Genomic DNA, 14,824 nt, shown 5'->3' on the forward strand with positions numbered 1-14,824 from the left:
GACGGCTCCGGGCTTGTCACGAAACCGCTTTCGGCTCGCCAATGTCTTCAACACCGTTGGAGACGACGACGGCAGCAGCCAGATCGCCGGTCACGTTGAGCGTGGTCCGGCACATGTCGAGGAAACGGTCGACACCGAGGATCAGGCCGATACCCTCGGGCGGCACACCGACCATACCGCAGATCATTGCAATGACCGGCAGCGAGCCGGCCGGAACGCCGGCCGTGCCGATGCCGCCGAGAATGCAGACCAGCATCACCACGACCTGCTGGGTCAGGCTGAGGTCGACATTGAAGAACTGGGCGAGGAACAGAACCGTGACGCCCTCGAACAGGGCCGTGCCGTTCTGGTTGGCGGTCGCACCAATGGTCAGGACGAAGCGGGAAATGCGCTTCGGCAGCTTGAGCTCTTCCTCGGCCACCATCAATGCGGTGGGCAGCGTGGCGTTGCTCGAAGCGGTCGAGAAGGCCATGACGATCGCTTCCTGCGATCCACGGAAGAACTTCACCGGCGACATGCCACCGAGCCAGCGCACGCTGAGCGAATAGACGACGAAGAAATGGATCGCCATGGCGAGCAGGGCGACGCCGACATAGCCGGCCAGCTTGGACAGGAGGTCCCAGCCGAACACCGCGGCCAGGTTGAAGACCAGGCAAGCCACTGCGTACGGCGCGAAGCGGATGACCAGGTGGATCAGCGACATCGAAATCTCGAAGACGCCCTCGATGACTTCCTTGGTCTTCACGGCCAGCGGCGACCGGGTCAGGACGATGCCGACACCGAACATGAGGGCAAAGAACATGACCGCGAGGATGTCGTTGTCGGCGGCGGCCCGGATCACATTGGTCGGCACGATGTTGAGGACGAGGTCGATGCCCGATCCCTGCAACGCGCCACTCGCGGCGATCTTCTGCGCGTTCTCGCTGGCATCGCTGAGCAACTGGCGGGCGACCTCGGGATCGACGCCGGCGCCCGGATGGAACAGGTTGACCAGGGTGATGCCGATGACGACCGCGATCGAGGAAACGACCACGGTATAACCAAGGGTCTTCCAGCCGACCCGACCGAGCGAGCGGATATCCCCCATTTCCGCCACGCCGACGACCAGGGCGGAAAACAGCAGCGGAATGACCAGCATGAACAACAGGCGCAGGAAGACCTTGCCGACCGGCTGGGTGATCCAGGTCATCAGCCCCTGCACCCAAGCGGTTTCACCGCCGATGAAACGATGCACGATAAGCCCGGCCACAAGGCCGAACACGAAGCCGATCAGCATCTTGGTGTGCAAGGCCATCGCTGGACGCGGACTCATGCCGATCGACCCCTGGTTGCCACGCGGAGTGTCATCGAGGCTGATCGGGAAAGGCTCATGCGCGGCACGCTCCGGAATGCGGATGGTCCCCTAGTGTGCCGCATGCCCGGGCAGGGTGAAACCGCGGCCCACGGCGCCTGCGCTCAGCGCCGGTCCGGATAGAGCGGCGGCAATGCCTCCGAACGGGCCGCGTCCGGCTGCGCCTTGTCCCACGCAAATCCACCGCGCAGGGAGCGGCTCAGGCGGGCACCGAGGCCTTCCGAGCTGGCACCCGCGTAACGCATGCGGACCAGTTCTTCCAGCGCATCCCGTTGCCCCTCATCGGTGAGTTGGGCGATGAGCTCGCCGATATTGCGCACGCCCGGTCGTTCGCTCTTCGCCCACGCGACCAGAGCGCGCTCGGCGCCCACCAGATCGCCCATTGCGCAGGCGCGCATGAACGTGCTGCGCGAAGGCACCTGCTTGGACGCCGCTGGTCCGGTGCTCGAGCCGGTGTCGGCATGTCGTGACTTGTACCAAAGGACCAGCGTGATCAGCCAGGCCATGGCGAGGACAGCGGAAATCCCGCGCCAGGTTCGCGCCGCCGCACCGGTGTCGGCGGCAGGATAGACAACCGTGGCGGGGGCCGCGGATTCCACCGCAGGTGCCGATGTCGACGCGGAATCGGCCGGCGAAGGAGCGCTTGCCGACGTGGCCGCGGGCAGGACGTCGATCTCGTGTGTCGGCAGCACGGTCCGTTCGATCTGCTCCTTCGCCGTATTCCACCAGACCACCGCCACCTCCGGCAGGACCAGCTTTCCGGCTTTGGTCGGCACGATCGCGAACTTGCGCGTGCGCTCTCCGTAGATCCAGTTGCCATCGTCCCGGGTCCGGGTGTCGGGTTTGTCCGGGTAGATTTCGGTACCGGCGGGCTTCTCCTCCAGTTCCAGTTCCGGGAGTTGCTCGAAGCCGAGGCCTTGTGCGCGCAGTCGGATGGTCCGCGTGAGCGGCTCGCCGACCGTGGCCTGGCTCGGCAATGGCGTTTCTTCGGTCAGGCTGAGCGACGCGGCGGGCAACCACGGCTGGCTGCCCCAGCTGGCGGGCTTGGCGCGCACCTCGAGCTGGATCGCATCGGAGCGGGCACTGACCGTGCGGCCACGGCGAAAGAACCCGATCGGATCGGAATTGTCGACCGCACTGCCGCGAAAGACCAGGGCGGGGACTTCCAGCGATCCGCTCTGCTCGGGGGTCAGCGCATAGTTGCGCTCGAGCACCTGGTAGCGGCTGCCACCGACGGTCGCGACATAGCGCTTGTCGCGACCGAGCTTCTGCACGACGGCGCCCGAGGTCGCAGGCTCGTCGAGCGAGCCGTCGCTGAGATCAACCGAGAAATACAATTTCGCCGTGTAATGCACCTGTTGCTGGACATACGGCGTCAGCGGGTCGGCGGTGACTTCGATGAAGACATTGTCGCCGGGCTTGCCCTGCGCGCCGGCCGGTGCCGGCAACACGGTCAGGGTCAGCGGATCGGTCTGAACGCCGCCGACCGTGAACGCAGGAATGGTCAGGGTACCGGCGTGCTTGGGTTCGAGGCCGATCGCCCAGACCGTCTTGGCGCTGGTGCTGCCATTGGTCATGCTGATCTGCCGGCTGGATTGCGTCCCGAGTGAATTGAAGTCGCCGAGCAGCGCGCTGAAGTCGGGCTCGCCGGCGCTGCTGTCATCGGTCTCGACATTGAGCGTGACCGTCTCGCCGAGCTGCATGCTGTTGCGATCGAGCCAGGCGCGCGCCGTGGAATCCGCGAACGCATGGGTGGACGAAAGCAGGAGAAGCATCACGACCGCCATCCGACGAATGTTCATTGACCACCTCCGTCGCGCTGGCGTCGATCGTATTCAAGCTGGAATTTCCGCCGCAGCAGGCCACCCGGATCGTCGGGCACCCGCTGCAGCCACTGGTTCAGTGCCTGCTGCTGTTCGCGTTCCGATTCGCTCATCGCTGCCGCTTCGCTCGCCGATTTCTGCTCGCCCTCCGGCTTGCCGTCGAGGGCCTTGTCGATGGCCTTGGCCATCTGCGCCTGTTGCTGTTCGCGTTGCTGTTTTTCCTGCGCGGTTTCTGCCGCGCTCTTGCTGTTGGCGTCCCCGGGCTTCTGCCGATCATTGGAGTCGGATGAAACGTCGCGGCCGCCCTTGTCGTCCTCGGGCTCGGCCTGGGAGTTCTTGCCCGAATCCTTCGACGAATCTTCCTGTCCGTCCTTGTCCTTTTTCCCGGCAGCATCCTCCGGCGATTCGTCGCCCTTTTCCTGGTCGGGTGGCTGCTGGCCCTGCTTGCCCGCATCGTGTTGCTGGTCGCTGGACTGGCCGGACTGCGAATTGTCGTTCTGGCCCTGCTGGTTTTGCTTGTCCTGCCCGCCGCCCTGCTGGTTCTGCTGCTTGTTGTCCCGCTGCTGATCCTGCTGACGCTTGAGCCATTCCTCGACCGAGCGCTTGTTGGCCTCGGCGTCCTCCATGCCGGGACTGGCCTCGAGCGCCTTGCCGTACGCGTCGATGGCCTCCTCGTATTTGCCTTCCCGGGCCAGCGCATTGCCGCGGTTGTACAGCGCCTGTGCACCCTCGGCCTGGGCAAAGGCGGCGCTCGCGGATGCGAAATCGCCGGCCCGATAAGCCGCACTGCCCTGCCATTGCGGATCCTCCGCGAGCGTCTGCGCGCGCGCTGCGTCGCCTTCGGCCAGGGCCCTGGCGGCGCGTTGATCGGGGCGTTGCCAGAGATCCATCCAGTCCATGGCCTGGACCGGCGGCGCCGGTGCCAGCAGCGCCAGCGCCAGAGCCATCAGCCAGCCGCGGCGAAACGCGAACATGGCGAGCGGCAGCAAGGCCAGCACCAGCCAGGGACCGCGGTCACGGTAGCGTGCGCTGAGGGCCTTGCTGTCGGAGGCCTTCGCCGTTTCCGGACTGGCGTTGTTCGAACGCAGCACGATGCCAAGGTCGCTACGATCGGCGCTGAGCCGGGCGTAGCGGCCGCCACCGGCTTCGGCCAGCGCGCGCAAGCCCTGCTCATCGAGCCGTGGCAGCACAATATTGCCCTGGGCATCCTGCAGGAATCCGCCTTGCGGCAACGGCACCGGCGCACCGCTTTCGCTGCCGACGCCGAGGACCGAGATGACAAGGCCCTTGCGATGGGCGGCGCGGGCCGCGGCCAGTGCTCGCGAGCTGACGCTGTCGGCCAGCAGGATCAGTTCACCGCTTTTCAGTCCTGCCTGCTCGATGAGTCGGGCGGCTTCGTCGATGGCGCGCTCGGTGTTGTTGCCGACCACCGGCATGACCCCGGGATCGAGCGCGTCGACGAGATTGCGCACGGTATTGACGTCGTCGGTCAGCGGTGCGGCGACGAAGGCATCGCCGGAATAGCCGATCAGTGCAGTCTGCATGTCGCGGCTGGCTGCAAGGACATCGTTGAGCTTGAACCGGGCGCGAGCCAGGCGCGTGGGCTTGAGGTCGGCGGCGAGCATGGTTGGCGCGAGTTCGATGGCCAGCACGCGGGCCGACTCGTTGCGGTACAGGGGCAAGGATTCACGTTCCCAGGCCGGGCCGGCCAGGGCCAGGCTGGCCAGCATCCACGCCACGACAGCCAACCATATGCCACCTTGCTGCGACCGCTCGTTCGTTGTCTCGACCAGATGCGGGAGCAGATGCGCATCGACCACCGCCCGCCAGTTGCCCGCCTCGCCACGCACGTGGCGCCAGAACCACCAGGCCAGCGGGATCAGGGCCAGTGCGAACAGCCAGCCCGGGCGCAGAAAATGAAACTCGGCAAAAGCGCTCATGTCGCCACGATCTCGTGCAGTCGCCGCGCACGCAGCCACGGTAACAGCACTGCCAGCAACGTGATCAACATCGAACCCGCCAGCGGCATGATGTAGATCTCCTCGACCGGACGCAGCGTCTCGGCGTTTTCGGCGACAGGTTCGAGCTTGTCGATTTCGCGATAGATGCCGGCCAGCTCTGCGGTATCGCGCGCACGGAAGAATCGACCACCGGTCTTGTCCGCCATCTCGGTGAGCATGGCGACATCCAGGTCGGCGGAGGGATTGATCATGCGACTGCCGAACAGGCTGTCGACGCTGACCGCTTCGGCGCCGATACCGACGGTATAGATGCGTACCTTGTTGGCCACCGCGAGCTCGATGGCCTTCTGTGGATCCAGTGCACCGGCATTGTTGACGCCATCGGTCAGCAGGATCAGCACGCGCTGGTCCTGCGGCCGCTCGAGCAGGCGCTTGACCGAAAGGCCGACCGCATCGCCGATCGCCGTCTCGCGACCCGCCAGGCCGATCTCCGATTCGTCGAGCTGCTTGGCCACGGTTTTCAGATCGAAGGTCAAGGGAGTCAGCAGATAGGCGCGCGAGCCGAACAGGACCAGGCCGACACGGTCGCCTGCCCTGCGCTCGATGAAGTCTGAGGCAATCATCTGGACCGTCGAGAATCGGTCCGCGGCCGTATTGCCGATCTGCATGTCCTGGATGCTCATGCTGCCCGAGGTATCGACCGCAAGCAGCAGATCACGACCACTGCGCGGAACATCCTCGGGTTCACCCAGCCACTGCGGGCGCGTCGCCGCAAGAACGAGCAAGCACCAGGCCAGCAGGGCGAGCGCGCGCCGCCAGTTGGATACGGGCGAAACGCGCGCGGTGTCCGGCCAGTGCAGGCCGCCATGCGGCAGGCGCAAGGCCGCGCTGATCGACTGGCGCGCGCGTGGCAGCAGAAGCGCAACCAGCAGCGGCAGCGGCATGGCCAGCAGCATCCAGGGCCAGGCCAGCTCAAACATGCTCGCTCCTTTCGGCAACGACGCGCTGCAGCCAGCGGCGCGCCAGGGCAAGCAGGGCGTCTGTATCCATTTCAAGGTCGCGCCGGTACGGGCCTTCGAGAAGCACCCGACCGATGCCGTCGGAGAAATCGGTTCCTTCCAGTGGCCCGTCGAGGAAGCGCAACCAGGCTTCTCCATGCAAAGAAGGCGCTGCCGTGTCGAGCAGACGGCTGGCCCTGCGCAGCAGCTGCGATACCTCGGCAACCACGCGCACTGGATCCGTCTCGCGTTGCTGATGTGCGGCAATCGAGTCCAGTTCCGACATGACCCGGACTCGCCAGCGCCGGCGGCGCTGCCATTTGCGCCGCAGGATCAAGGCTACCGCAACGAGAACGAGCACGATTCCCAGCAGCACCCACCAACCCGGCGCAGGCGGCCACCACGACGGGTCCGCCGGCAAATGGATGTCGCGAAGCTCAGGTCCGTCCGCTTTCATGCCGAGGAATCCCTTGGGCCCAGGGCGCGATCGGTGAACGGCATGATGGCCTTGCGCAGATCCGCGTCGGTCGTCAGTTCGACCACGCGTGCGCCAAGGCGGACGAATTCCGCGCGGGTGCGATCGCGAATGGCTGCGAAGGGCTTGGTCCAGTCGTCGCGCAGCTGTCGGTCGCCGAAGTCGAGCATGCGTCGACCGTTCTGCGTGCTTACGGCATAGCGCCCTGCCGGAGGTGGCCTCTGCTCGAGCGGATCCGACACGAGTACGCAACCCAGTTCGTGGCGCCCGGCGCAGCGCGTGAGGATCGGCCACGCATCGGGCCCCGCGCTGTAGCCATCGCTGATGACGATCAGTCGCGTGCCTGGGCGCAACAGTCGCCGCGCACGCTGCAATGCCTCGCCCAGCGATTCACGCTGGCCGCCGGCATCGCGATCCCAGTCGCGCAAGGCGCGCAATACCTGCAGCACGCCGCGCCGACCGCCGGCGGGCTTTACTTCATCCACGATTCCACCGCCATAGCCGAGGACGCCGACCCGATCGCCGGCCTGGATCGCCATCCAGGCCAGCAGGCTGGCGGCTCGCGCCGCCTGTACGCTCTTGAAGCGAACGCGGGTGCCGAAGCGCATGCCCGCATTGAAATCCATCATGAGCAGCAGGCCGTGCTCGCGCTCTTCCTCGAACAGCTTGGTATGCGGACGCCCGCTGCGCGCGGTCACCCTCCAGTCCATGTGGCGAATATCGTCGCCGGGCTGATAAACGCGCGATTCGCGAAAGTCGACGCCGCGCCCACGCCAACGAGACGCGTGCTGCCCGGTGCGGGCGGCCGCGCTTCGACGCACTTCGGCGAGGTTGCTGCCCCGCGCCAGAGCGGACAGAGCCAGCAGCTCGGTCAGCGAGACCCTGATGCCGGATGTCGTGTCGTTCTGGTGGCGGGTGCCGTTCATTTCTGGGTCGATTCCGGTCCGATGGGTCGGATCGACCCTTGATCGGGATTGTCCGCGCTGCTGCCTCGAGTCACTGCGCGCATGCCGTCGCCGGTTTCGGTGTCGGCGGCGAAGCGCTTCGACACGGATGCGGTCGCCGGCGGTGCCGCAAGATGCGGACCCGTCGCATGGCCGTGGCCGAGGAGGCCTTGTTGGGGTGCCCTGATTGCCATGACTCCGAAGGAATTCAGGGCAGCGGCACGCGTTCGAGCAGGCGGTCGATCACCTGATCGCTGTTGACGCCCTCGGCTTCCGCTTCATAGGTCAGCAGGATGCGATGGCGCAGCACGTCGGCAGCCACGGCATGGACATCTTCCGGTGTCACGAAATCGCGCCCCGAGAGCCAGGCATGGGCTCTCGAGCATCGGTCGAGTGCGATAGTCCCGCGCGGACTTGCGCCAAATGCGATCCAGCGCGCCAATTCCTCGCCATAGGCCGGGGGTGTGCGCGAGCCGAGGACCAGTTGGACAATGTAGTTCTCCAGCGCAGGTGCCAGATGCGTGTCGAGCACCTCGGCCCGGGCGGCGAATACCTGCGACTGGCTGAGCAGGCGCTCGGGCACCTTCGGCGCCTTGAGTCCATCACGAGCCCGGCCTCGCGCCAGCGCGAGGATCTCGGTTTCGGCGGCGACATCGGGATAGCCGATACGCACGTGGAGAAGAAATCGATCCAGCTGCGCTTCGGGCAGCGGATAGGTGCCTTCCTGCTCGATCGGGTTTTGCGTGGCCATGACCAGAAACAGTGGCGGCAACGCGAATGTGTTCCTGCCGACGGTGATCTGGCGCTCGCCCATTGCTTCGAGCAGGGCCGACTGCACCTTGGCTGGCGCGCGGTTCACTTCGTCGGCAAGAATGACATTGTGAAAAAGAGGGCCCTTCTGGAACTCGAATGCGGCGGTCTGCGGCCGGTAGATCTCGGTGCCGGTCAAGTCTGCGGGCAACAAGTCGGGGGTGAACTGGACACGATGGAAATCTGCTTCGATGCGCGCCGCGAGTTCCTTGATGGCCGTGGTCTTGGCCAGGCCGGGTGCGCCCTCGACCAGCAGGTGGCCGTCGGCGAGGAGCGCTATCAGCAACCGGTCGATCAGGGCCTTCTGGCCGATGATGCATTGGGCGAGTTCGTCGCGCAGTCGCTTGAATGCGTCGGCGGACGTGGTCTTTTCGGGCATGTCCATGGGTCGGTAGCTATGCAGGTATCGGAAAATGAGCGCCTCGGCGCGCGCAGTGTGTGACCGCGCATGCGGCCGAAAGTTGCGATCGCGGAGGATCGGCCGCGGCCGATCCGCGGGCGATTCAGCCCGTCTCAAGGACCTCCTGCAGGGATACCGGCTTGCCGACGAGCCAGCCCTGGGCGTAGTCGCAACCGAGCTCGCGCAGCGCCTGCAGTTGTGCGGGGTCCTCGACGCCTTCGGCGATCATCTCGCAGTCCAGGGCCGCCGTCATCGCCACGATCGCACGCACCAGGGCCAGGCCGCGCGGTGTTCCCAGCGCCCGCGTGAATCCCTGGTCGAGCTTGATACGATCGAAGTCCAGGGTCAGCACGGGCCCCAGGTTCGAGTAGCCAGTGCCGAAGTCGTCGAGCGCCACCAGCATGCCGGCCGAATGACAGCGCGCCAGCAGCGCCGCGATCTGCGAATGATTGAAGACGAGACTCTCGGTGATCTCGATCTCGAGGCGATCGGCCGGCAGTGATCGTTTGGCCAGTTGTGCGAGCATGCGATCGATCAGCGCCGGGTCATCGAGTTGCCTGGCCGAAACGTTGAGCGCAATGAACGGCAGCGGGGAACGGCCGCGCCGACGCAGTTCGACCAGCATGTCGCAGACCCTGCCAAGCACATAGTCACCGACCGGAACGATCAGCGATGTCTCCTCGGCAAGCCGGATGAATTCGGTCGGCGATACCTGGCCGCGCTCGGGATGCTGCCAGCGGATGAGGGCCTCGTAGCCGGCGATCCGCTCCGTGGCGATCTGCATGATCGGTTGCAGGCGCACTTCCAGTTCGTCGCGATCCAGCGCTGAGCGCAACTCGCTCTCGAGGCGGATCTTGTCGAATGCGCCGGATTCGTCCCGTCCTTCCATTGCGCCGCTTCCCGCTGCATCGCCGGTCAACGTCGCCAGAGCGGAGCGGTAGCGCGTCAGCTGGCTCATCAGCAAGGCGCGAACGACCGGGTCGGCCGAAGCCAGGCGCTCGGCGAACTGATTGCGGTCGATCGGGGTAAGTACGCAATCGGTCAGGGCGCGGGCCGTGGCTGATCGCGGTGCCGAATCGATGACGGCCATTTCTCCGAGCAGCGAACCCGGCCCGAGTTCGCCAAGATTGCGCGTCTCGCCGTGTTGCACGGTGCTGATGACGACCCGTCCCGACTCGATCAGGAAAGCCGTCGTTGGCGCATCGTCTTCCGCAAAGATGATTTCACCCGCCGGAATCGAGCGTCGCGTGCTGGAAAATTCCATGGATCGGCAACTCGTGGCCCCTTTGGCGCATTGTCTCAGACCTCAAGCACGACGGCACCCAGTCGCCCAATTGCTCACTTCGATCGGAAGTCGCCCAAAAACAAGGGCCGCTTTCGCGGCCCTTGAAGGGTCAAGCCAATCGGCTGGCTACCGCATCAACCGCAGGGGCTGAAACCGCATTCGCCGCTTCCGCTGAATCGCACGGTCGCGCTCAGTCCCTGCTGTGTGGTGTAGATGCATTGGCCCGATCCGGTCTGGGTCAGCGCGGGCGGAGTGCCAATGGTAAATCCGACGGCCGTGCCCGAATGAACCGTGTTTCCGCTGCCATTGGTGATTCCGGAGAAGCTGGCCGGGGTGATGCTCGCGGTTCCCTGCACCGTGCAGGCTCCGGAGATGGCCACGCCCGAGACGGCATTGCCGCCCGTATCGCGCGCGGTGATCGTGATGTTGAAGTTGCTCCCGCCCGGATCGGGTGCGACCAGCACGTAGGACGGGCTGACCTGCAAGGTTGCCAGGTTGACGATGATATCGACGCTGGCCGTCAGATCGCCCAGTCCAAACGTCAGCACGCCACTCGGTGCACTGTCCGTACTTGCGCCCAGGCCCGAGGTGACGACGTTGGCGATGGCGCATCCGTTGGCCCCGGTGCTGGAGCCGAGGTAACCCGAACCGCTGACTCCATCGACGGAGCCCGTTCCCTGGCTCAACTGGAACGCAAAGCCGAGACGGACGCGCTGCAATGGGGCAAGCATGGCGTCGTACAAGCAGACCTGGACCTGCTGGGTGGAGTTGCCGATGATCGGAGACGGTGAAGCGACGATGGTCGCCGGCGCGAGGCCCGGATACGACCCGATCTCGACGTCCGACACGCGTTTGGCACCACCGGTGACCGGATCCACGCTTTCGCCCTGGGCCCAGATCACGTTCAGATAGCCAAGGGTCGAAATGGTGTAGTTGAGGGTAGCGGAAGCACGACCGATGTCATTCGTCACGCCTGTCGCGGTGATGTTTCCGTGTTCCGCGCGCGCAACCACGTATGGCAGTACCGGACCATAGTTTACGGTGGTGCCCGTGGTGTTGTTGAGATTGAAGTTCGAGCTGGTCCTCAGGCTCGTCTGCGAATTGATTTGCTGCACGGTCAAGGCGCTCTCGAGGTCGCTGTTTCCCTGGACCTCCTTGCCAAACACGGCGAGCACATCGCCCGGGCCTGCGCCGCCACCGCCGGTGACGAATCGGCCCGACTGGGAAGTGAACAGCGTTCCGCCTTCCTGTGCGTCGCCATCGGAACCGGAGATGGAGAAGAAATCCGCGGCGACGTCAAAGGGTTCGTCCACCACGCCAAAGCGGATGACGGTTCCGGGGACAACCGGATTGCCCTGCCGATCCTTGGCCAACGCGCTGACGGTCAGGCTGTAGGTCGCATCTGGATCGATCGGAATGCCGGTATCGTCCACCGGAACCACTTCATCCGGCGGAACCACGCCATCGGAAACCCGGTTCACGCGCAGGGCGTTGATGATGGGCGAGGTAAGGGTAAGGCTGAACAGCTTGCCGTCGGAAACAACCACCGTCGTCGTTGCCGAAATCGGATCCGCGATGCCGTTGGAGACATTGTTGTCCGAACGATCGACGGTTGCCCGCACCTGCAGCGGCCCCTGCACGGTACCGGCCTGGAACGACGCCGCGGCGATGCCGTTGATGGTGCTCGTCAGCACGCTTACACCGCTGTTGGGTCCGCCTGCCGAAGTGGCCGAGAGGATGGAACCGCCTGCATTGCCGATGATTTCGACCTTGACGTTGTCCACGGACCCCGGGTTCGGCACGGGCTGGTTGGCCCCGTCACGGACCTGGATGTTGATCACGGAGTTGGTCGAGCCGCCGGAGCCGGGGATATAGACGCTGGTCGGGCTCGGAGCGATATCGAGTGCCGCCGGAAGGGGCGTCGTGCCCTGAACGGTGAACGTCAGCGTACGGCTGATGGTCAACCCGGTTGCCGGATCGGTTGCCGAGGCGGTGACCGTGGAGGTGCCAGCGACGTCATAGGACGTTGCGAAAAAGACGTACGAGCCGTTGTTGGTCGTCGCCGGGAATGAAACGACGCGCGTGGCCAGCTCATTGATGTCGTCCGTCGACGGATCGTCTGGCGGCGACAGGCTGACCGTGCTCGGCGAGCTGGTCGTGAAAGTCGCATCGCTGGTCAACGCAGTGATGACGCCCGCATTGTTGCGATAGGTGAATGACACCTCCGACATGAACGGGGAGCCCGGGTACGGCAGGATATTGTTCGGGTTAAGCGGCAGCAGGGTTCGGGTCGCGGTGAGCGTGATCGAACCGGGCTGGGGCGCCGATGTGGCTCCGCCGTTTCCACCACCGCCACCGCAACTGGCGACTGCCAGGCTGGCGAGCAGCAGTCCGAGCGTCTTGAACGGGAATTTCATGTAGTTTCTCCAGGATCGCAATAGGTTTTCTTCATACGTCACTACGGCCTGCACCTTTCGGCGCTGCCTGCCCCTGGACGCTTTATTTCAGACTTTCACTAAGAATTCGTGGCGTTACGAAGATCAGCAGTTCGGCCTTGGTGTCGGTTCGACCGGTCTTCTTGAACAGGTTGCCCAGGATCGGCACGTCACCGAGGAACGGAACCTTGGTGAGATCGTCGCGCTTCTCGACCTCGTAAACGCCGCCGAGAACCACGGTCTGCCCGTTGTCGACCAATACCGAGGTGTTGATCTCGCGCTTGTCGATGATCGGTACCTGGCCACCGCCCGGATTGTCGATGAAGCGCGCGACCGCGTCCTTCTTCACGCCGAGATTGAGAACAACGCGATCGTCAGCCGTGATCGTCGGAGTGACCTTGAGCTCGAGCACGACCTCCTTGAACTGGACGGTGGCCGTACCAACGCCGCCGCCACCGGAGTTCTGGAAGGTCACGTAGGCGACTTCCTGGCCCTGCTTGATCACGGCTTCCTTCTGGTTGGCCGTGACGACTCGCGGACTGGAAACCACTTCGCCGCGGCCTTCGGTCTGCGCTGCCGAGAGTTCCAGATCGAGCAGGTAGTCCGCGCCCAGAATTGCCAGGCCAAAGCTGCCGGCAGGCGATGAAGCGGGCAAGTTGACATTGAGCCGGTCGTTCAGGTTTGGAACGGCGATACCGCCGCCGGTCGGTGTGCTGGGAATGACTCCCGGGTTGAACACCGGCAGTCCTCGCCCGCCACCGAATCGGTTGTTGAGGGCGATATTGCTCATGCGGTCGGTGCCAATTGCCGTGCCTGCGGTCGATACCACGTTGCCGTTGTTGTCCTCATAGCCACCGCTGATGCCGAACTTGACGCCCAGCTCACGCGCGAAGGTGTCGGTTGCGATGACGATGCGCGATTCGATCAACACCTGCTGCACAGGTCGATCGAGAACAGCGATCAATTGCCGGATTTCCAGGACCTTCTGCGGCGTGTCGCTGACCAGAAGCGTATTGGTGCGGTCGTCATAGCTGACGGTGCCGCGCTGGGACAGGAAACCGCGCTGCTGCTTGGCCCCCGTGCCGCCTTGTCCACCTTGTTGCCCACCGCTCACTTCCTTGGTCAGAAGGGCGGCAATGTCCTTGGCGTTGCCATAGCTGATCGGAATGAAATCCGAGACCAGCTCGACCTTGTCTTCCATCTGCAGGCGCGCATCGGCGATCGCCTGCTCGCGATCCGCGATTTCCTTCTGTGGTGCAACCCAGATCACGTTGCCCTGCTTGCGCTGATCGAGACCCTTGGCCTGCAGGACGATATGCAGCGCCTGGTCCCACGGGACGTTGATCAGGCGCAGGGTGACGTTGCCTTGCACACTGTCGGCGACGACGATGTTGAGGTCGGAGACGTCGGCGATGAGCTGCAGGACGGAACGGGTCGGGATGTCCTGAAAATTGAACGTCACCCGGCTGCCGTTGAAGACGGGTTCCGCATTCTTCTTGAGCTTCTCATCCTCACGCTTGGGCGAAATTTCGACGACATACTCGCTGCCGGTCTGGTAGGCGAGCTGCTCGAACGGCGCCTGGGCCGTGATGTCGATGCGCACGCCGTTTCCGCGCGATCGGGTCTCGATGTACTGCACGGGTGTTGCAAAATCGAGCACGTCGAGACGCTGCGCCTGGTCGGGCGGCAACTTGACGTTGAGGATGTCGAGGACGACCTTGTCGCCTTCGCGCTTGAGGTCGGCGGCCGCGCCGGGGCCCGAGAAACTGACCACGATGCGTCCCTCGCCGGTCTTGCCGCGACGGAAATCGACATTGGTGAGTTCGACCCCCTGGGCGGCCAGGGTCTTGGTTGGGTTCTTGTTAGCGGCCGCGGTCGCAGCGACACTCGAGCCGGCGATGTTGGCGCCGATGGACAGGATCAGCTCGTTTCCATTGATCCGCGTTTCGTAGCTGGCCGGCCGGAACAGGTCGACCACGATCCGCGTGCGTCCTGCTGCCTCGACCGTGGAGATTCCTGCCGTGGCCCCGGCGCCAATCTCGATGCGCCGCTGGGTCAGTGCGCTGCGGGTATCGGCGAGATCCAGGGCGATGCGCGGAGGCGACTCCGTGGTGAAGGCCTGGGGCACCGCGACCGGTTCGGCAAAACGCATGGTGACCTCGACCCGGCCACCCGGCTGGGCGGTATAGGTCAGGTCCTCTAGGACGTTTTCGGCATGGACCGGCAAGGCGAGGAGCAGCCCAAGGAACATGACCCAGCCCCCGATCAGGGTCAGTCCTGTCCTCTTGGCGGGCTTGCGCCCATGGAAGTCGGTAGCTGTAGTCATCATTTTGCTCACCCCC

Annotated in this window: 10 protein-coding genes; all 10 read right to left on the reverse strand. The window is 64.8% G+C overall.

Going from position 1 to position 14,824, the window contains the following annotated elements; all coding sequences use genetic code 11:
* Nucleotides 1-16: 16 nt before the first annotated feature.
* The 10 genes from BM125_RS16410 to BM125_RS16460 all read right to left on the reverse strand — a co-directional run bounded on the left by BM125_RS16410 (nt 17) and on the right by BM125_RS16460 (nt 14,808).
* Nucleotides 17-1,312 (reverse strand): dicarboxylate/amino acid:cation symporter, encoded by a 1,296-nt coding sequence (locus tag BM125_RS16410; protein WP_217647900.1) that lies wholly within the window; start codon nt 1,310-1,312, stop codon nt 17-19.
* Between the two features lie 143 nt (nt 1,313-1,455).
* Nucleotides 1,456-3,153: a BatD family protein gene (locus BM125_RS16415; protein WP_092409967.1), complete on the reverse strand. Its 1,698-nt coding sequence runs from the start codon at nt 3,151-3,153 to the stop codon at nt 1,456-1,458.
* Nucleotides 3,150-5,114, reverse strand: a complete 1,965-nt coding sequence (locus BM125_RS16420; protein WP_092409969.1) for a tetratricopeptide repeat protein — start codon at nt 5,112-5,114, stop codon at nt 3,150-3,152. Before BM125_RS16420 ends, BM125_RS16415 begins: the two co-directional genes overlap by 4 nt.
* Nucleotides 5,111-6,115 (reverse strand): vWA domain-containing protein, encoded by a 1,005-nt coding sequence (locus BM125_RS16425; RefSeq protein ID WP_092409971.1) that lies wholly within the window; start codon nt 6,113-6,115, stop codon nt 5,111-5,113. The genes BM125_RS16420 and BM125_RS16425 overlap by 4 nt, the downstream gene beginning before the upstream one ends.
* Nucleotides 6,108-6,590: a DUF4381 domain-containing protein gene (locus BM125_RS16430; RefSeq protein WP_092409973.1), complete on the reverse strand. Its 483-nt coding sequence runs from the start codon at nt 6,588-6,590 to the stop codon at nt 6,108-6,110. Before BM125_RS16430 ends, BM125_RS16425 begins: the two co-directional genes overlap by 8 nt.
* Nucleotides 6,587-7,534, reverse strand: a complete 948-nt coding sequence (locus BM125_RS16435) for a DUF58 domain-containing protein (RefSeq protein ID WP_092409975.1) — start codon at nt 7,532-7,534, stop codon at nt 6,587-6,589. The genes BM125_RS16430 and BM125_RS16435 overlap by 4 nt, the downstream gene beginning before the upstream one ends.
* A 226-nt stretch (nt 7,535-7,760) precedes the next feature.
* Complete coding sequence (locus BM125_RS16445; RefSeq protein ID WP_092409979.1) at nt 7,761-8,747, reverse strand: AAA family ATPase; 987 nt, start codon at nt 8,745-8,747, stop codon at nt 7,761-7,763.
* A 118-nt stretch (nt 8,748-8,865) separates the two neighbouring features.
* Nucleotides 8,866-10,026 (reverse strand): EAL domain-containing protein, encoded by a 1,161-nt coding sequence (locus BM125_RS16450; protein ID WP_092409981.1) that lies wholly within the window; start codon nt 10,024-10,026, stop codon nt 8,866-8,868.
* Between the two features lie 155 nt (nt 10,027-10,181).
* Entirely contained in the window at nt 10,182-12,464 is a 2,283-nt protein-coding gene (locus tag BM125_RS16455) for a hypothetical protein (RefSeq protein WP_092409983.1), read from the reverse strand.
* 82 nt (nt 12,465-12,546) lie between these two features.
* Nucleotides 12,547-14,808 carry a type IV pilus secretin PilQ gene (locus BM125_RS16460; RefSeq protein ID WP_245778960.1) on the reverse strand — a complete coding sequence of 754 codons (2,262 nt, stop codon included), beginning with the start codon at nt 14,806-14,808 and terminating at the stop codon, nt 12,547-12,549.
* Between the last annotated feature and the right edge of the window lie 16 nt (nt 14,809-14,824).

Origin of the sequence: Dokdonella immobilis (genome assembly GCF_900115085.1) — a bacterium.
GTDB classification, from domain to species: domain Bacteria; phylum Pseudomonadota; class Gammaproteobacteria; order Xanthomonadales; family Rhodanobacteraceae; genus Dokdonella; species Dokdonella immobilis.